This is a genomic window from Hymenobacter lucidus, assembly GCF_020447265.1.
GTDB classification, from domain to species: domain Bacteria; phylum Bacteroidota; class Bacteroidia; order Cytophagales; family Hymenobacteraceae; genus Hymenobacter; species Hymenobacter lucidus.
Map to the genome: position 1 here is coordinate 14,802 of NZ_JAJADR010000010.1, position 16,085 is coordinate 30,886.

A 16,085-nucleotide genomic window follows, 5' to 3' on the forward strand; every position below is an offset into this window, starting at 1 on the left:
ACGAAACTGCCCATGCGCTCTCCTGTGCTCTTCTCCGTCGCGCCGGCCGGCTCGCCCGCCTGGTCGACGATACTGCACTTTTCGCTGTTGCCCGCCGCCGTTATGGTTGCGGGGGCAGCCATAGCGGTGCTTAAGCCGCCGGGGCCCAAGCTGCGCAGCGCCATTCTGCACTTTGCGGCTGGTGTGGTTTTCTCTGTGGTAGCCGTCGAGTTGCTGCCTGACATCGTGCGCCAGCACGCGCCCATTGAGGTAGGCGTGGGCTTTGCTCTGGGTGTGGCTATCATGCTGGGCCTACGGGCGCTGAGGGTCCCTAACACAAGGCGCATGACGCTGACGGGCTGCACTGCAAGTGCTAGAAGTTGGGCAGTGCGGCAGAAGAAAGGTTGGACTTACTCGGGTCGCACTGTAACAGGAACTGAACACAGCGCCAAGCGGAGCATAATGGCCGCCAACTCCCGTTTAACTTTTGTACCAAACTTTTAACCAAGGCCGCTATTGAACTGCGCTACCTGCGCACCATCCAAATGCCGCGCCTGCCCAACGAGGCCGCCGATGCGGCCAGCCTGGAGGCCGCGCTGCGCAAGCAGCTACACGACCAGCCAGCGGCGTGCAGCCCGGAACAAAACAAGCCCGCAACCGCTGCCAGGTAGTATTAAAGCAGTTTTTGCCAGGCCCTGGGAAAGGAAACATAAAAGCAATGGAACTAACCGGAACCTCACACTTGTATAAATGAACAACTGTTCATAAGTTTACACCCAGTTATGACACTCCCCGCTGCTCCCGACGCTGAACTGAACCTGACCACCGAGAAGATGGAGAAGGTGGCGTTCATTCTCAAGACGACGGCGCACCCCACGCGCATCGCCATCGTGCAGCTGCTCTCGGGCCACGACAGCCTGTCGGTGACCGACATCAGCGACAAGCTGAACGTGGAGCAAAGCCTGCTCTCGCACCACCTCTCGGGCATGAAGCTCAAGGGCATCCTGAGCTCGCACCGCGAAGGCAAGAACATCTACTACGCCCTGAAAATGCGCGAAGTCATTGACGTGATTCAGTGCCTGGCCGCGTGCACGTTCCTGTAGGAATAGCGCCTTTTTTTTGGCTCAACACATGAACAATCTATCATAAATTCATACGTTCAACCATTCACGCATGCTTTCCACCTTCGGCTACTTCGCGGCAATCTTCATCGGTCTCTCCCTCGGCATTATGGGCGGGGGCGGCTCCATCCTCACCGTGCCCGTGCTGGTGTACCTGATGGGCGTGAGCCCGGTGCTGAGCACGGCCTACTCGCTGTTCGTGGTAGGCAGCACCTCGGTAGTGGGTGCCTGGGGCTACTTCCGCAAAGGGCTGGTGTCGCTGAAAACGGCGCTGGTGTTTCTGATTCCTTCGCTGCTGGCCGTGTTTGCCGTGCGCAAGCTGCTCATGCCCGCCATTCCCCACCAGCTGTTTACCCTAGGCCACGTAGTTTTCACCAAGGATTTGCTCGTGCTGGTTGCCTTTGCCGTGCTGATGGTTGTCGCGGCGGTATCGATGATTCGCAGCAAGCAGGCGGAGGAAGTGCTGGACGAGGAGCTGCACCATCCACACGCGTTCAATTACCCGCTGATTCTGGGCATCGGCCTGGTGGTGGGCACGCTTACGGGCTTTGTGGGGGCCGGCGGCGGCTTTCTTATCATTCCGGCCCTGGTGCTCGGCGCCCGCCTGCCCATGAAGCTGGCGGTGGGCACCTCGCTGGCCATCATTGCCCTGAACTCGCTCATTGGCTTTTCCGGCGATTTGAGCGCCGGCACGCCCATCGCTTGGACCTTCCTGGCCGGCTTCCTAGCCTTTGCCCTCGGCGGCATCATGCTGGGCACCTACCTAGCCCGCTTCATTCCCGGCGCCAAGCTAAAGCCTGCCTTCGGCTGGTTTACTCTGGCCATGGGCACATTCATCCTGCTGCGCGAGCTGGTGTTTACGCCCTGATTTCATTCCCCGGCCTTCACGTATCCGCTCATCTCACTTGACTTTCCCCACTTCCTAAACGCTTTTCCCATGAAAATCGAACAGTTTGAAGACAAGGGCCTGGCCCATTTCTCCTACGCCATCCTCAGCGAGTCGGCCCGCGAAATCGTCCTCATCGACCCGGCCCGCGACCCGCAGCCCTACTACGCCTTCGCGAAGGCCCACGACGCCCAGATTGTGAGCGTCATCGAAACCCACCCCCACGCCGACTTCGTGAGCAGCCACCTGGAAATTGCCCAGGCCACCGGCGCTGTCATTCGGGTGAGCAAGCTGCTGGGCGCCGATTATGCCCACGAGGCCTTCGACGAGGGCCAGGAGTTCACCGTAGGCCAGCTCACCTTCCGGGCCCTGAATACGCCCGGCCACTCGCCCGACTCGCTGAGCATCGTGCTCAGCCGCGAAGGCCAGGACCAGGCCGTGTTCACCGGCGACACGCTCTTCATCGGCGACGTGGGTCGCCCCGACCTGCGCGAGAGTGCCGGCAATATGACCGCCAAGCGCGAAGAACTGGCCAAGCAGATGTACCACTCGCTACGCGACAAGCTCATGAAGCTCGACAACAAGGTTCTGGTGTACCCGGCCCACGGGGCGGGCTCGCTCTGCGGCAAGGCCCTGGCCGGGGGAAGCAGCAGCACGATTGCCGACGAAAAGTTCGGCAACCCCATGCTGCGCGAGCTAAGCGAAGAGGAGTTCGTCAAAGAGCTGCTGGCTGACCAGCCCTTCATCCCCAAGTACTTCGGCTACGACGTGGACCTAAACAAGGCCGGCGCCCCCGCTTATGCGCCCAGCGTGCAGCACGTGAAGCGCCTGGCGCCCGGCACCTCCCTGGAAGCCGGGGCCATCATCATCGACACCCGCCCCGAAGCCGAGTTTAAAAAAGGCCACGCACAGGGGGCCATCAACATCCAGCAGGGCGGCAAGTTCGAAACCTGGCTGGGTTCCATCGTGGGCCCGGAAGAGTCCTTCTACCTCATTGCTGCCGATGAGGCGACCGGGGAGGACCTGATTCAGAAAACCGCCAAAATCGGCTACGAAGCGCTCATCAAGGGCGCGCTGGTCGGCACGCCCGCTACTGAGGCGACGATGCCCGTGCTGGACGTGGCTGTTTTCCGCCAGCACCCGGAGCAGTACACCATCGTGGACATCCGCTCTGCCGCGGAGCACCGCGACGAGCCCATTTTCGTCGACGCGCTGAGCATTCCGCTGCCCGAGTTGCGCGAGCGGGCCCGAGAAATCCCAAGCGATAAGCCGGTCGTGGTGCACTGCGCCGGCGGCTACCGCTCGGCCGCGGGTTCCAGCATCGTGGCCGACGCCCTGCCCGGCACCGACGTGCTGGACCTGAGTGAGGCTGTCAAGTCCTTCCAGTCGGCTTCGGCTAGTCACTAAACTCCTCGGCACCGGAAGCGCGGCCAACCCTGTACAGGCGGCGCTTCCGGTCCATTTCCTGCTTTCATCGTGTCTATTTCCACCTTCCTGCTTTCCCTCTTTGCCATGTTTGGTCTGTTTCAGGGCACTGCGCCCGCGTATAAAAACCTTACCCCCGCTCAGTTTTCCTCCGCTGTGCGCGAGCGCGGCGCGGTGCTGTTGGACGTGCGCCGCCCCGACGAGTTTGCCGCCGGCCACCTGCCCGGGGCCGTGAACATTGACGTCACCAGCCCCGACTTCGCCCGGCGCGTGGCTGCCCTGGACAAGACCAAGTCCACCTACGTGTACTGCCGCAGCGGAGCCCGCTCGGCCACGGCGGCCAGCCAGCTCACCAAGGCCGGCTTCGGCCAAGTCAGCAACCTGCTCGGCGGGGTGCTCGATTGGCCGGAAAAGCTGGTGCGCTAATCCCCCTTCCGAATCCTACTACCTCCCGTCAGTCCTTACCTTCATGCTTGATTTACTTCGCCAGCCCTGGCCCTGGTACGTGGCCGGCCCGCTCATCGGGCTGACCGTACCCGCGTTGCTGCTCATCGGCAACAAAGCCCTGGGTATTAGCTCCTCGCTGCGCCACGTGTGTGCCGCCTGCGTGCCCGCCGGCATTCCCTTCCTGACCTACAACTGGCGCGCCGAGCTCTGGAACCTGTTTTTCGTCCTCGGCATCGGCATCGGTGGCTTCGTCGGCTACCAGCTCATGGGGCACGCCGACACCATCGCCATTTCCCCGGAAACTGTGCGCGACCTGAAGGCGCAGATGGGCCTGACCGATTTCTCGGGGCTACTGCCCAAAGAGCTGTTTGCCCTCGAAAACCTGTCGAACTGGAAAGGCTGGGTGTTTCTGGTGCTCGGCGGCTTCCTTGTCGGCTTCGGCACGCGCTACGCCGGCGGCTGCACTTCGGGCCATGCCATCTCGGGCCTTTCCAACTTGCAGTGGGTGTCGCTGGTGGCCGTCATCGCCTTTTTCGTGGGCGGCCTGCTCATGACCTGGGTGTTTTACCCGTTGATGTTTTAATCTTTCTGCTCCATGAAAAACCTGAAATACCTGGTGCTGGGCGTGTTGTTCGGCATCATCCTGACCAAAAGCGAAGTGGTGAGCTGGTGGCGCATCCAGGAGATGTTCCGCTTCCAAAGCTTCCACCTGTACGGCATCATCGGCTCGGCCATTGTGGTCGGCCTGATTTCCATTCAGCTCATCAAGCGCAACCGTCTTAAGACCATGAACGGCGAGGAAATCACCCTGGCGGACAAGAAGTACACCCACGGCACCTGGATCGGAGGCACCATCTTCGGGCTAGGCTGGGCCCTGACCGGAGCGTGCCCTGGCCCAATGTTCGCCCAACTGGGCAGCGGGGTAGCCGGCGCGGCCGTGCTCATTCTGGCCGCCCTGGCTGGCACCTGGACCTACAGCGCCCTACGCGAGCGGCTGCCCATGTAGCCGCGGCCTAGCTGCCGGCTCCCCTTTCCGTTTCCTATGATTCGTTGGTTTCTGCTGGGAGCCGCGCTGCTGGCCAGCGCCCAACTCAGTGTAGCCCAAACTGTGGCCCCCGATACCCTGCACCTCCACCCGGTCCCGGGCACTGCTGAAGTAGCCGACGGGGCCGAAGAGGCTCAGCAGGCCGATTCGGCGGCCCGCTCGCTGGGCGAGGCCCTGCGCCAGGGCGAATTCAACGCCCACGCCCGCACCCTCTTCATGGCCACCCGCAACCGGGGCGCGGCGCCTGACTACTATGCCCAGGGCGTGGGCGCCGGCCTGCGCTACGAAAGCCGCGCCTGGCACGGCCTGCGGGTGGCCGTGGAAGGCTTCTTCCTGAAAAACCTGTTTTCCAGCGCCCTGGCCGCTGAACCGGGACGCCCGGAGAGCCGCTACGAGCTGAGCCTCTGCGACCAGGAGCACCCGCACCACCGCGAGATTTTGCACCAGGTGGAGGAGCTCTGGGTGCGCTGGCAGCCCCGGCCTGGCTTGCAGCTCACCTACAGCCGCCAGCAGCTGGACACGCCCCTACTTAACGCGCAAGACTCGCGCCTGAGTCCCAACTTCGTGCAGGGCCTGTGGCTGGTCGCCAGGTCCGGCCCCGCCACCACGGTGCAGGGCGGCTGGCTTACCCACGTGGCTCCGCGCTCTACGGACCGCTGGTATTCACTCGGCGAATCCGTGGGCCGCTACTCTATGGGCGTGGCCTCCGACAGCAGCCGCGCCGAGTACCTGGGCCACGTATCCACCCACGGGTTGGCCGTGCTGGGAGTGCGCCGAACCTGGGGCCACTGCGTCACGGTGCAGGGTTGGCAGTATTTTGCCGACCAGCTGCTGGCCACCAGCTTGCTGGAAACAACGGTGGCCTTGCTCCGCCCAGCCGGCACCTGGACGGCCAGCAGTCTGCTGCTCTGGCAGCGCAGCCTCGCTGGGAGCGGGGACCAACCGGCCAGCGAGCGGTATCTGGAGCTGAATGAGCAAGCCCGTGCCCTGAGTATACGCCTAGCGTATCAGCACCGGACCTGGCAGTGTTCCAGCCAGTACACTCGCCTCACTGCGCACGGGCGCTACCTGTTTCCCCGCGAATGGGGCCGCGAACCCTTCTACACCACCCTGCCCCGGGAGCGCATCGAAGGAGCCGGCGACGTGCACGCACTGGGCGCCAGCGTGGCGTGGCAAAAGCCGCACGGCCCCCGGCTGGAAGCGGGCTACGGCTACTACAACCTGTCACGGGAGGCCCAGCTTAACAAGTACAGCCTACCCGACTTCCACCAGCTCAACCTGAGTGTGACTCACGCCTTCACCGGCGCGGCGGACGGGTTGCGGGTGCGGACATTGCTCGCGGCCAAGTGGGGCGCTGACCGCGCCGCCTATCGGCCCGACCGGGCCGTGAATAAAATGGACCTGCAGCACCTGACCGTAGCAGTTGATTACGGGTTCTGAACACCTTTCCGTGCTTGCCACCAATAAGCCAAGGGTTCCGCTATCCGATAGAAATGCGTGCCCGTTTATTCAATAACTTTATTGAATAATTGAATGAGATTACTAGCTTTGCTGCCAGCCTTATCGATTATGGAAAAAAGAGCATACAAGGACGCGGTTTACGGCCAACTGGCAGACGTAACCAAAGCCCTGGCCAACCCCCGCCGACTGGAAATTGTGGATTTGTTGGCCCAGGGGGAGTTTGCCGTCGAAGACATTGCCCGGGAAACGGGGCTATCGGTCGCCAACGCTTCCCAGCACCTGCAGGTGCTCAAGGGCGTGCAACTGGTCAGCGCCACCCGCGACGGCCATTACCTGCGCTACCGCCTGGCCAACCCCGACGTGTACGCCGCCTGGCAGTTGCTGCGCACCTACGGCCTGACCCGCCAAGCCAGCATCGCCCGGGTGGTGCAGGATTTCCGCACCCAGCGCGACGTGCTCGAAACGCTCACCATCGACGAGCTGCTGGTGAAGCTGGACGGTGAAGGCGTGGTGCTGCTCGACGTGCGGCCGACGGAAGAATACCGCCAAGGGCATCTGCCCCGGGCCGTGTCCATGCCCCTGGACGAGCTGCTGGACCGGCTGGGCGAGCTGCCCCGCGCTGGCCTGATTGTGGCCTACTGCCGCGGACCTTTCTGCGTGTTCGCCGACGAGGCCGTGCAGCAGCTTCGGCAGCGGGGCTATCCGGCCGTGCGCCTGGAAGAGGGCTTTCCCGACTGGCAGCACCGCCAGTTACCGGTTGAAACCGTCTAACCGGGTTGCCCGATGAATCACTCCCTTGAAGTAGCTACACTGCGGGCATGGCTCGAAGCCGGCCAACCGGTGACCGTGCTGGACGTGCGCCTTCTGGCCGAGCGGCAGGAATGGGCCATTCCCGGCAGCGTGCACGCCGACGTGTACGCGCAGCTGAAAGCCAAGGTGCCCGATGCCCTGGCCACCACCGAGCTACCGGCGGGCATACCCGTCGTGACCGTGTGCGCCGCTGGCCAGATGAGCCAACGGGCCGCGGCGCAGCTGCGGGCCCGGGGCCTCGACGCGTATTCCCTCGCCGGCGGCATGAAAGCCTGGGGACTGGCCTGGAATACCGCGCTGGTGCCCACGACCTTGTCCGGCGGCACGCTGCTGCAGGTCCGACGCACGGGCAAAGGCTGCCTTTCCTATGTGGCCGGCGCCGGGGACGAAGCCCTCGTCATTGATGCCTCGGTGGAGCTGGCGGTGTACCAGCAGCTGGCGGCCGAGCGGGGCTGGCGCATCCGCTACGTGCTCGACACGCACCTGCACGCCGACCACCTGTCCCGCTCACGGGCTTTGGCCGTCGCCACCGGAGCGGAATTGTTGCTACCCCCGCATCCTGAGTTGGCCTTCGCGTACACGCCCGTCACGGCAGATACGGTGCTGGTGCTCGGCACCTTGCGCCTGCGGGTGCTGGCCACGCCGGGCCACACGCCCGAAAGCGTGACCTACATGTTGAACGAGCGGGTGGTGTTCACCGGCGACACCCTCTTTACCGATGCCGTGGGCCGGCCCGACCTGAAGGCCAATACGGCCGAAGCCGCGGCCCGCGCCGGCCAGCTCTATCAGTCGGTGCGCCGCCTGCTGCAGCTGCCCGCCGACACGCTGGTGCTGCCGGGCCACGCCAGCCAGCCGGTGGCCTTCAACCAGCAGCCCCTTCACACCACCATCGGCGCCCTGCGCGAGTCGCTGCCCCTGACGCAGCTGCCCGAGGCGGCCTTGGTGGCCACGGTGCTGGACCGCATTCCGCCCCCGCCCCCGAACTACCTGACCATTTCCCGCCTGAACCTGAGCGGGGAAATGCCAGAGGACTCCCCGCTGGACCTGGAAGCCGGCGCCAACCGCTGCGCCGTTCACTAACTCGCGCCTTACCATGCCTGCCTCTGACTCTCCGCCCCAATTAGGCTTGCGGGCCAACTGGCCCCAATTCACCCTGCTGGTTGTCATCAACGCCTTTGTGGGCGGTATGGTCGGCCTGGAGCGCAGCATTCTGCCCCGGCTGGCCGAGCAGGAGTTTCACCTAGTGGCGCGCTCAGCAATCCTTTCCTTTATCGTCGTCTTCGGACTGACCAAAGCGGCCGCCAACTACTACGCCGGGGCCTGGGCGAATCGGGTGGGCCGCAAAAACCTGCTGCTCATCGGTTGGCTCTTTGGCCTGCCCGTGCCGCTGCTGCTGCTCTGGGCGCCCTCCTGGGGTTGGGTGATTGCCGCGAACGTGCTGCTGGGCCTGAACCAGGGGCTGGCCTGGTCGAGTACGGTGGTGATGAAGATTGATTTGGTAGGACCCAAACAGCGGGGACTGGCCATGGGCCTGAATGAGTCGGCCGGCTATCTGGCGGTGGCCGCCACCGCGTTCGCCTCGGGCTGGCTGGCCACCGAATACGGGCTGCGCCCTTATCCCTTCTACCTGGGCATCGGGCTGGCCATAGCTGGGCTGCTGGGCTCATTGTTCGTGCGCGATACCCGCCACCACGTGGCCTTGGAGGCGGCGCAGGCACCCGCCGGCCCGAGTGGTCCGCCGCTGACGTTCTGGGACGTGAGCTGGCGGCACCCTAACCTGGGCTCGGTCACGCAGGCCGGACTGGTCAATAATCTCAACGACGGCATGGTCTGGGGGCTGCTGCCGTTGCTGCTCGCTGGCAAAGGGTTTTCACTCACGCAAATCGGCACCGTGGCGGCCATGTACCCGGCCGTGTGGGGCCTGGGCCAGTTGCTGACTGGTCCGCTGGCCGACCGGTTCTGCAAAAAGACTCTGCTCTTCGGGGGCATGCTGCTGCAGGGCGCGGTGCTGCTGACCATGCTGTTCGCTTCCTCGTACCCGGCATTTTTAGTACTGGCGGGGTTGCTGGGGGTGGGCACGGCCCTGGTGTACCCTGTCTTCCTGGCGGCCGTGGCCGAATATGCACCGCTGGCGCAGCGGGCGCACATCATCGGCATCTTCCGGCTCTGGCGCGACGCGGGCTACGCTGTGGGTGCGTTGCTCACCGGGGTGCTAGCCGACTGGCTGGGGCTGTCGGCGGCGCTGGGGGCCATTGGCGGGCTTACCGTGGCCTCGGCAGCAGTCATTGAGTACCGTATGCATTGCGCAACTATGCAGCCAGTCCAAGCCGCGCCATCCCAAATAGGGATATAGCTTGCTGCCAACCGCTGCTCGTAGTCCGCTTTAATGCTTTTAAAGAAATGCTCCGTGACGCTTAGCGGGAATTTGGGTTCCTACCTTAATATTACCACTGGCACTCAACAGCAGAAGGGTCTTACCAGCAAATTAACAACTAAATTTACAACTAATACAACAACTACTTTTGGTTGTTGTATTTCGCTTCTTTCTCAATCTTTTCCTTCACTGCCGACACGACGAAATCGTGAATAGAGATGCGGTCACGCTTGGGTAGGCTATCCTGAATAGCGCGTATCTGCGCCAATTCACTCTCATAAATCTTAAAGGTAAAGGACTTCAACTTATCCTCTTCCGGTTCTGACTTGGCCAGGGTGGCAGCAGAATCTTCTAGAACAGATCCTCCCTTGTTAATCATCTCCTGCATTGCTGGATTTACAAGTGACACAGGGGGAGTAGGAGGGAGGCCGAGCTTTGGTTTCTTCATGGTTTACGTTGCTAATTGACTTCTAATTGCACAAGCGATTTTAGTTGTGAATCAGGTTGTTGATTTGCTTGTCGTATTAGTTGCTTTTGCAGCCAGCTCTACACTACTACATAAGTCATTGACTTCTGCTATTGCTTTCTCGTCACCAGGCTTCAGTTCCAACACGCCTAGACCAGCGGCAGCGGCATTGCCAAACGAAATCCGGTTACCCATAGCCGTCTCCAGAAACTGCAGGTACTCCGAACTACGAAGCAGCTCAGCAGCCTCCTCCTTATAGGTACCGCGGGCATCTGCCTTATTGATGAAAGTCAGGCAACGCAACGCCGGGTTGAAAGGCGTTACCTCCGCAATCAGATTTTCCACTTTGCGCAGGGTCCAGATATCCAGTGACCGGGGAGCAAAGGGTACCAGGTACACGTGGGATATCGTCAAGGCCGAGCGTTGGCTTACCGTATCACGTCCACCCGTGTCAATGACGATGTCGTCGCACTTGGTGGCCAGGCGTTGCACCTGGGCGTTTAACTCCCGGCCGGTCACCTTCACCGCCGTATACCCTAAGTCGCCATCGAGCGTCTGGTGGCGGAAGGAGGTGAAGTCCGTTGCTGACTCCTGGTCATCGGCATCGATCAGGATCACATCGCGCCCTTGCCGCAGCAGGTACACTGTTAGATTCGTGGCGACAGTAGTTTTTCCACTACCACCCTTAATACCGCCTACTGTGTAGATCATGTTGTCAATAGTGAACCGAATACAGTTGCAAAACTAGTTGTAAACTAAGTTGTATTACAACGCCAAAGCAAGTTGATCTCAAAAAAGTGTGCTTACTGGATTGACAGAAATTCTAAGATTTACTGAAAAACGACTTTCATTAGGTTCAGGAACCTACATTTGCGCCTGGGAAGACAAGTAAAGAGACGGCATTCCGTCCTATCTACTTACATACCAGCTCATCCTCTCTAGCGATACACGAATGACTCGAAACGAGTTGGAGGCCGCGGGTTTTGTTTACGCTGATTACCTGCCCCAAGGAACCCACTATGGACAGGGCGACCTCTACGTTCTGCTCACCGGTAGCAAAACCGTGCGCGTCTATTTGCCTTATGCGTCCGACCTAGTGGAAGTGGCCACTGGAGATTTATTCTCGCCCGACGTGTATTACCAGGGCCCAATTAAAGACTTGGAGGAACTGCTTCGTTATGTGCAGGGTGCTTTACGGTAAGCACGCACAAACGCATCACAGCAACCAGTCACGGTCTGCTAGTGAGGTTTGATACCTGCGAAAATACTACTAGCTTGTCCGGCGGCCGGGCAGAGGCAGGTTATGCGTAGCCGACACTCTGGCTGCGGCGTTCCAGCAGGACTGTGTCGGCCACACGCTCTGGAGCTGCCCGATTTTTTCTCGGAGGCCTACCAGGCGAAAGCCGGCTACTTCGTACAGCTTCACCGCGGCCTCGTTTTCGAGGAAAATACCTGCCTGCAGGGTCCACATGCCCTGAACATCCGACTCGGCAATTAGCGCGGCCAGCTGCCGGGCTACCCGGCGGGCGGCAAAAATTACGTCCATATGCGCGACGTGGCCGTGGCCACGGTCAATGCCCTGACGCAGGGGCGAGTCGGTGAATCCTACATGCTGGGCCACCAGAATCTAAGCTACCGGGAAGCCTTTGCTCTAATGGCCCGCCTGATGGGCGTACGCGCGCCTGACTGGCTGGCCCACGCAGCTTAATTCAGCTATGGAAGCCGTGGCCAACAATGGTCATTATTTCAGCGTGCATAAGGCTCGTACCGAGTTGAGCCTGACCCAAACCGAATTAGAGAAAGCCATCGCCGAAGCCTTTCAGTGGTTTAAAGTCTATCGCTATGTTTGATACTCAACCGCTGCCCTCCGCCAGCACGGCTGGTACGGAGCCGACCACACCGGCATCCCCGGTCCGGCGAAAGCCCCTGCGGGGGGCAGGCCCGTTCGCTGGGTGACCCGATCCGAGTCAGGCATCGGCCGCCCGTGCGCTGTGCCAGCAAGGGACAGCGGTGGTACTCAATGGGCCGTCACCCGGAGCAGCCGGAGCATACCCGCCAAGCATTCGAGGCGGGGGGCTTACTCGAGATTGTCTTCCGGAGAGTGTTTATGGTTTTTTACTGGTCCATAACGTAGTGAGCTGTTGCTCTGCCCGCTCATAGAGCCGTTGCAAGGCTTTGTGCTTGCGTTTTAATAGTAAATAGCGCCGCTGCCCAGCTACAGCGATACCACTAGCCAGTAGCAGTAACATGCTGAGCAATAATTCCAACCACGTCATACCTAAATCAAACAAGTATAGTCGACCAAAACGAGCCGATAAGGAAGGTCCTTGCTCTCCCGTCCTAAAGCCAGCCTGTAGGTAAGCAACGACTACTGTCGCTTTGCCTGTAGAGTAACATCCTGAGTCACTACCTCCTGATCGTACGGTTCAGACCTTATGCTGCGGGAGACGGTTGCCGGTAGCCTGCCGAAATGGATCGCATGCCGAAGGACCACCGGAAAAAGCTCGTCGCACAAGTGTCGACGAGCTTACCCTGAAGTTTCCTTTCCCTACCCTCATGGGCCGTGCGAAGATAGGGGATAAGAGTCTTTCGATGACGTCCCACGCATGAGAGAGCGGAGCAGTAAACGGATCTTATCCACTGCTCCGGCTGGCAGGTTCAATTGGCATGTAAGGACCAAAAGGAGCGCCTATCATTGATTGCTCGCTTATCAGGGAACCGTCTCAGCAGCTGTAGCCGACCATGGGCTTCTCGGACCAGAATCCAATGCTGAGGTACCGTAGCAGCCGAGAAGCCGTGTGAGGCCAGATAGTGCTGAACAGATTCCTGCATCTGCCCGGAGGCATCTAAGGCGGCTGGTAACATCTTCCCCCTATACAAAAGTAGTTGCGCGTGCACTGTCGGCCGGCCATACCAAAAAAAGCAAGGTTGACGGCCTACTACATTGATCAAGACCAAGGGAACGAGCACAGTCAACAAACAGGAGAGGTAGGGAGCCTGCTCGCCACCATAGCCCAAAAAGCTACTGCCAACTAACAGATAGCAACTATTAAAGGTCCGTAGTCCAGCCGGCGCCGGATTTATGAATAAGCGACTACCCAGCAACACACTTGCGCAGAGCGCAAGCCCCAGTAGAAAGTACCCGAGTGGTGAACGGTAATCTGTCATACTACCAGGAGTTTACAAAAGTCACGTGTCCGATCAATCCGTGCTTAATACAGCTTGAGACTCTTTCCTTGCTATACACGGTGGCACAAGGCCACTTTAATTGGGAGATGCACAGGTAAGGCAGTGCCGCTGTTGTGCCAGTAATAAGAGCCGCTCCCACTCCGGGGTAGATAAAATCAGACTGTTCTCAGTGGAGGACCAGGTCATCACCGGGTTGATGCTGGTAAGCAGCGTTTCACAGGCCTGTTTCGAGCAGGTTTTAATCGGTATCCCGTGCTGGACGAGTTCAGCATGGAGAACCGTTGTTATCTGGGCCTGAATGGCACTGGGCAGGAAAGTAAATGCAGCCAGGAGCATAAGACAAGACGTGTGGTTGCTGGATAGGCGGGAACGTAAAGAAGACTATATACTAGTCTGCGCGAGCAGATTCCTACAAGAAAAGAATCCGGATTAGCATAGAATGAACCTCACATTAAAAAACATTAACAGCATCCCTGCGGCGAAGGCTCTTGTTGGGAAGGTGGGTCAGTATGCAGAAAAGCCCCGTGTTTTTACCCGGTTCGGAGCTACACTGCGTTGTCACCATTATCGAATTGAGCGTTCAGTGCGTGAAGTTATTGGTCATTGAAGATTAGGTGCGCGTAGCGAAGATGAATTGACGGAAGCCTGGCTGGCAGACGTAGCAATAGGGGTAGCACTAGAGTAGGAACAGAAATTCCCGCTAAGAATACAGGCAGTAGCTGCTAGGGAGAAAGTTGACCGTCAGAAAACACAATCTACGTGGCTGATCTACGACCGTATACTCAGCAAAACTGCACGCGTAGGGTGTGGCGGGTGCCTGCTTGCGCGTAGGCGTACTCGATGCCAAAGCCGTAATAAGAGCAGATGTGCTGGGCAATGCTCAAGCCCAGCCCCGGTGAGTCGGAGGCAGCATTGTGCTTGCGGAACCGCTCGAAAAACTGTGCCGGATCTACCGATAAGGCTGGCCCCGTATTGCTGATTTCCAACATGCGGCGGTTGAGCAGCACGTCTACCCGGCCGCCGGGGTGATTGTGCTTGATGGCGTTGTGGAGCAGGTTCTGCAGCAGCGAATCGGCCAGGCCCGGGTGCAGGGTGAGCGGCGGCAGCGGCAGGTCTGCGTGCAGGGTGAGTGTCAGCTGGCGGGCTTCGAGCAGCGGCTCCAGCAGCGCCACCCGGTCGCGTAAGACCTGATCCAGGTAAACCGGCACGGCCTGGGTGGGAGCGAACTGGTGATTTTCGAGGCGGGTGAGCAAGGTCAGGGACTGGTGCAGGCGTGAGAGGCGCTGGGTACCACCCAATGCGTCGCTGAGCAGGGTAGTCAGTTGCTCGTCCTCCTGCAGCACCGGGGCCTGTAGCAACTGCTCCAGCTTGGCCTGAATAATGGCCAGCGGCGTTTGGGTTTCATGGGCCGCGTTTTCCGTGAACTCGCGCAGACTTTCATAGTCGGCTACCAGCCGCTGGCTGAGTTGGTTCAGGGCTTGGTTCAGCTCGGCAAATTCCTCAATGGCGGGCGTGGGCAGCCCCAGGGGTTGATGCCGGTGGAGGTCGTACGCGCGCAGCGCCGCCAGCGTGTGCTGAAATGGCTTCCAGACCCGACGGGCCAGCCAGCGGTTGAGCGTCACTACGCCAGCCAGCAGCAGGGCCAGCACACCCAGCATGACGCCCAATACCACGCCCAGCACATCCTCCGTTTCCACCAGGGACTTGCGCAATGTTATCCATTCCAGGGCCCCAGCCGGGTCTCCGGGCCGCAACTGGAAGGTCAGCTCGCGGTAAGGCACCATTTCCTGTTCCAAAGGGTCCAGCAGGAGCGTGTCGCTAAATCCGAGTGCCCGCGGGCGTGGGCGGCGGTCGAGCTGGTAGGCAAAGGGCGTAGCCGGCAGGGGCCGCCCCCGCGCCACGAGGGCACGCAGGTACAGCTCGCGATTCACGAGTTGCTCCTCTACTTCGCTGCGCAATGCCCAGTCCAGGCCGAGGTACAGCAACACACTGGCCACCATGAAAAGCCCGGCGGTGAGCAGCAAGTAGTAACGGGTAGTGGTGGCCAGCAGCTTCATGGATGGGAGCGAGAACGGGCTAAGCTTAATCGGTGCTGAGCTTGTAACCCACGCCGTACAGGGTACGGATGTAGTCATCGGCACCCTTTTCCTGCAACTTCTTGCGTAGGTTCTTCATGTGGGAGTAGATGAAGTCAAACGAGTCGGCCGCGTCCACCTGGTCGCCACACAGGTGTTCGGCCACCGCTTCTTTAGTTAGCACCCGGCCCGGGTTGGCCAGTAGGTAAAGCAGCAGGTCGTACTCCTTGCGGGTAAGAATCAGCGGTTCGCCCTTGACCAGCACCTCCTTTTGCTCGGGCCACACCAACAGGTCGCGAAACACAATGTGGTGCTGGCCCCCAAACTGCCGCCGCCGTAGCAGAGCCCGGAGGCGGGCATTGAGCTCAGAAAGGTGGAAGGGTTTAACCAGGTAATCGTCAGCGCCCAAGTCGAGCCCTTGGACTCGGTCGTCGAGGCCGTCGCGCGCGGTAATCACCAGCACCCCAGCCGCGGAGCCGTCGGACTTTAGCGCCCGCACCAAGTCCAAGCCGTCGCCATCGGGCAGGGTCAAATCCACCAGCACGGCATCGTACTGGTAGAGCTTGATTTTCTCATAGGCCTGCGCAAAATCGGCGGCCACCTCCACCACGTAGCCGCCTTGGCGCAGGGCGTCGACCAGGGTGCGGCGCAGGGAGGCTTCGTCTTCGACCAGGAGCAGTTTCATGGGGGAGTTGGGGTGAGCTGGAGGTAGTACGAAGGAAGGAGCCAATTCTGGAGACATTCTGTCAAATTACCTCAAACTCCTAGACTTCAAAGCAGGTGCGCCGTGACAGCGAACCATCTTCG

General features: G+C 60.5%; 19 protein-coding genes. 14 read left to right on the forward strand and 5 right to left on the reverse strand.

From position 1 onward, the window contains the following. The first annotated feature begins 12 nt into the window (after window positions 1–12). The 11 genes from LGH74_RS22000 (at window position 13) to LGH74_RS22050 (ending at window position 9,527) form a co-directional block, all read left to right on the forward strand. Window positions 13–483 (forward strand): ZIP family metal transporter, encoded by a 471-nt coding sequence (locus LGH74_RS22000; RefSeq protein WP_226179811.1) that lies wholly within the window; start codon window positions 13–15, stop codon window positions 481–483. Window positions 484–761: 278 nt separating this feature from the next. Further along, on the forward strand, window positions 762–1,082 hold the full coding sequence (locus tag LGH74_RS22005; RefSeq protein WP_226179813.1) for an ArsR/SmtB family transcription factor: 321 nt from the start codon (window positions 762–764) through the stop codon (window positions 1,080–1,082). 70 nt (window positions 1,083–1,152) lie between these two features. Further along, window positions 1,153–1,968 (forward strand): sulfite exporter TauE/SafE family protein, encoded by an 816-nt coding sequence (locus LGH74_RS22010; RefSeq protein ID WP_226179815.1) that lies wholly within the window; start codon window positions 1,153–1,155, stop codon window positions 1,966–1,968. 69 nt (window positions 1,969–2,037) lie between these two features. After that, the gene (locus tag LGH74_RS22015; protein ID WP_226179817.1) at window positions 2,038–3,393 is read left to right on the forward strand and encodes an MBL fold metallo-hydrolase; all 1,356 of its coding nucleotides are present in this window, start codon (window positions 2,038–2,040) and stop codon (window positions 3,391–3,393) included. A 69-nt stretch (window positions 3,394–3,462) separates the two neighbouring features. Beyond that, window positions 3,463–3,837, forward strand: a complete 375-nt coding sequence (locus LGH74_RS22020; RefSeq protein WP_226179819.1) for a rhodanese-like domain-containing protein — start codon at window positions 3,463–3,465, stop codon at window positions 3,835–3,837. Between the two features lie 43 nt (window positions 3,838–3,880). Beyond that, entirely contained in the window at window positions 3,881–4,441 is a 561-nt protein-coding gene (locus LGH74_RS22025; RefSeq protein WP_226179821.1) for a YeeE/YedE family protein, read from the forward strand. A gap of 12 nt (window positions 4,442–4,453) precedes the next feature. Then, complete coding sequence (locus LGH74_RS22030) at window positions 4,454–4,864, forward strand: DUF6691 family protein (RefSeq protein WP_226179823.1); 411 nt, start codon at window positions 4,454–4,456, stop codon at window positions 4,862–4,864. A gap of 36 nt (window positions 4,865–4,900) precedes the next feature. Further along, complete coding sequence (locus tag LGH74_RS22035) at window positions 4,901–6,343, forward strand: OprD family porin (protein ID WP_226179825.1); 1,443 nt, start codon at window positions 4,901–4,903, stop codon at window positions 6,341–6,343. A 129-nt stretch (window positions 6,344–6,472) separates the two neighbouring features. After that, window positions 6,473–7,135 carry an ArsR/SmtB family transcription factor gene (locus tag LGH74_RS22040; RefSeq protein ID WP_226179827.1) on the forward strand — a complete coding sequence of 221 codons (663 nt, stop codon included), beginning with the start codon at window positions 6,473–6,475 and terminating at the stop codon, window positions 7,133–7,135. 12 nt (window positions 7,136–7,147) lie between these two features. Further along, a complete protein-coding gene (locus LGH74_RS22045) occupies window positions 7,148–8,254 on the forward strand; it encodes an MBL fold metallo-hydrolase (RefSeq protein WP_226179829.1) in 1,107 nt (368 codons plus the stop codon). 13 nt (window positions 8,255–8,267) lie between these two features. After that, on the forward strand, window positions 8,268–9,527 hold the full coding sequence (locus tag LGH74_RS22050; RefSeq protein ID WP_226179831.1) for an MFS transporter: 1,260 nt from the start codon (window positions 8,268–8,270) through the stop codon (window positions 9,525–9,527). 163 nt (window positions 9,528–9,690) lie between these two features. On the opposite strand, the gene LGH74_RS22055 is transcribed toward LGH74_RS22050, so the two are convergent. Beyond that, a complete protein-coding gene (locus LGH74_RS22055; RefSeq protein WP_226179833.1) occupies window positions 9,691–9,996 on the reverse strand; it encodes a hypothetical protein in 306 nt (101 codons plus the stop codon). 51 nt (window positions 9,997–10,047) lie between these two features. Further along, window positions 10,048–10,725 carry an AAA family ATPase gene (locus tag LGH74_RS22060; RefSeq protein WP_226179835.1) on the reverse strand — a complete coding sequence of 226 codons (678 nt, stop codon included), beginning with the start codon at window positions 10,723–10,725 and terminating at the stop codon, window positions 10,048–10,050. A gap of 241 nt (window positions 10,726–10,966) precedes the next feature. On the opposite strand from LGH74_RS22060, the gene LGH74_RS22065 reads away from it, so the two are divergent. Next, window positions 10,967–11,215, forward strand: a complete 249-nt coding sequence (locus LGH74_RS22065; protein WP_226179837.1) for a hypothetical protein — start codon at window positions 10,967–10,969, stop codon at window positions 11,213–11,215. A 69-nt stretch (window positions 11,216–11,284) separates the two neighbouring features. On the opposite strand, the gene LGH74_RS22070 is transcribed toward LGH74_RS22065, so the two are convergent. Continuing rightward, entirely contained in the window at window positions 11,285–11,560 is a 276-nt protein-coding gene (locus LGH74_RS22070; RefSeq protein WP_226179839.1) for a GNAT family N-acetyltransferase, read from the reverse strand. Between LGH74_RS22070 and LGH74_RS22075 the strand changes: the two genes are divergently transcribed. Then, window positions 11,561–11,722: a hypothetical protein gene (locus LGH74_RS22075; protein WP_226179842.1), complete on the forward strand. Its 162-nt coding sequence runs from the start codon at window positions 11,561–11,563 to the stop codon at window positions 11,720–11,722. Window positions 11,723–11,729: 7 nt separating this feature from the next. Beyond that, window positions 11,730–11,864 carry a hypothetical protein gene (locus LGH74_RS24965; protein ID WP_262904741.1) on the forward strand — a complete coding sequence of 45 codons (135 nt, stop codon included), beginning with the start codon at window positions 11,730–11,732 and terminating at the stop codon, window positions 11,862–11,864. A gap of 2,121 nt (window positions 11,865–13,985) precedes the next feature. On the opposite strand, the gene LGH74_RS22080 is transcribed toward LGH74_RS24965, so the two are convergent. Both LGH74_RS22080 and LGH74_RS22085 read right to left on the reverse strand, forming a co-directional pair. Beyond that, window positions 13,986–15,260, reverse strand: coding sequence for a sensor histidine kinase (locus LGH74_RS22080; RefSeq protein ID WP_226179844.1), 1,275 nt, complete (start codon window positions 15,258–15,260; stop codon window positions 13,986–13,988). A gap of 25 nt (window positions 15,261–15,285) precedes the next feature. Further along, complete coding sequence (locus LGH74_RS22085) at window positions 15,286–15,963, reverse strand: response regulator transcription factor (RefSeq protein ID WP_226179846.1); 678 nt, start codon at window positions 15,961–15,963, stop codon at window positions 15,286–15,288. Between the last annotated feature and the right edge of the window lie 122 nt (window positions 15,964–16,085).

Excerpts from the sequence above, each read along its gene's own strand:
- LGH74_RS22075 (WP_226179842.1), top strand. The coding sequence starts at position 11,561 with ATGCGCGACGTGGCCGTGGCCACGGTCAATGCCCTGACGCAGGGGCGA.
- LGH74_RS22040 (WP_226179827.1), top strand. The coding sequence starts at position 6,473 with ATGGAAAAAAGAGCATACAAGGACGCGGTTTACGGCCAACTGGCAGAC.
- LGH74_RS22085 (WP_226179846.1), bottom strand. The coding sequence starts at position 15,963 with ATGAAACTGCTCCTGGTCGAAGACGAAGCCTCCCTGCGCCGCACCCTG.
- LGH74_RS22080 (WP_226179844.1), bottom strand. The coding sequence starts at position 15,260 with ATGAAGCTGCTGGCCACCACTACCCGTTACTACTTGCTGCTCACCGCC.
- LGH74_RS22070 (WP_226179839.1), bottom strand. The coding sequence starts at position 11,560 with ATGGACGTAATTTTTGCCGCCCGCCGGGTAGCCCGGCAGCTGGCCGCG.
- LGH74_RS22035 (WP_226179825.1), top strand. The coding sequence starts at position 4,901 with ATGATTCGTTGGTTTCTGCTGGGAGCCGCGCTGCTGGCCAGCGCCCAA.
- LGH74_RS22015 (WP_226179817.1), top strand. The coding sequence starts at position 2,038 with ATGAAAATCGAACAGTTTGAAGACAAGGGCCTGGCCCATTTCTCCTAC.
- LGH74_RS22030 (WP_226179823.1), top strand. The coding sequence starts at position 4,454 with ATGAAAAACCTGAAATACCTGGTGCTGGGCGTGTTGTTCGGCATCATC.
- LGH74_RS22055 (WP_226179833.1), bottom strand. The coding sequence starts at position 9,996 with ATGAAGAAACCAAAGCTCGGCCTCCCTCCTACTCCCCCTGTGTCACTT.
- LGH74_RS22005 (WP_226179813.1), top strand. The coding sequence starts at position 762 with ATGACACTCCCCGCTGCTCCCGACGCTGAACTGAACCTGACCACCGAG.
- LGH74_RS22010 (WP_226179815.1), top strand. The coding sequence starts at position 1,153 with ATGCTTTCCACCTTCGGCTACTTCGCGGCAATCTTCATCGGTCTCTCC.
- LGH74_RS22025 (WP_226179821.1), top strand. The coding sequence starts at position 3,881 with ATGCTTGATTTACTTCGCCAGCCCTGGCCCTGGTACGTGGCCGGCCCG.
- LGH74_RS24965 (WP_262904741.1), top strand. The coding sequence starts at position 11,730 with ATGGAAGCCGTGGCCAACAATGGTCATTATTTCAGCGTGCATAAGGCT.
- LGH74_RS22065 (WP_226179837.1), top strand. The coding sequence starts at position 10,967 with ATGACTCGAAACGAGTTGGAGGCCGCGGGTTTTGTTTACGCTGATTAC.
- LGH74_RS22050 (WP_226179831.1), top strand. The coding sequence starts at position 8,268 with ATGCCTGCCTCTGACTCTCCGCCCCAATTAGGCTTGCGGGCCAACTGG.
- LGH74_RS22000 (WP_226179811.1), top strand. The coding sequence starts at position 13 with ATGCGCTCTCCTGTGCTCTTCTCCGTCGCGCCGGCCGGCTCGCCCGCC.
- LGH74_RS22045 (WP_226179829.1), top strand. The coding sequence starts at position 7,148 with ATGAATCACTCCCTTGAAGTAGCTACACTGCGGGCATGGCTCGAAGCC.
- LGH74_RS22060 (WP_226179835.1), bottom strand. The coding sequence starts at position 10,725 with ATGATCTACACAGTAGGCGGTATTAAGGGTGGTAGTGGAAAAACTACT.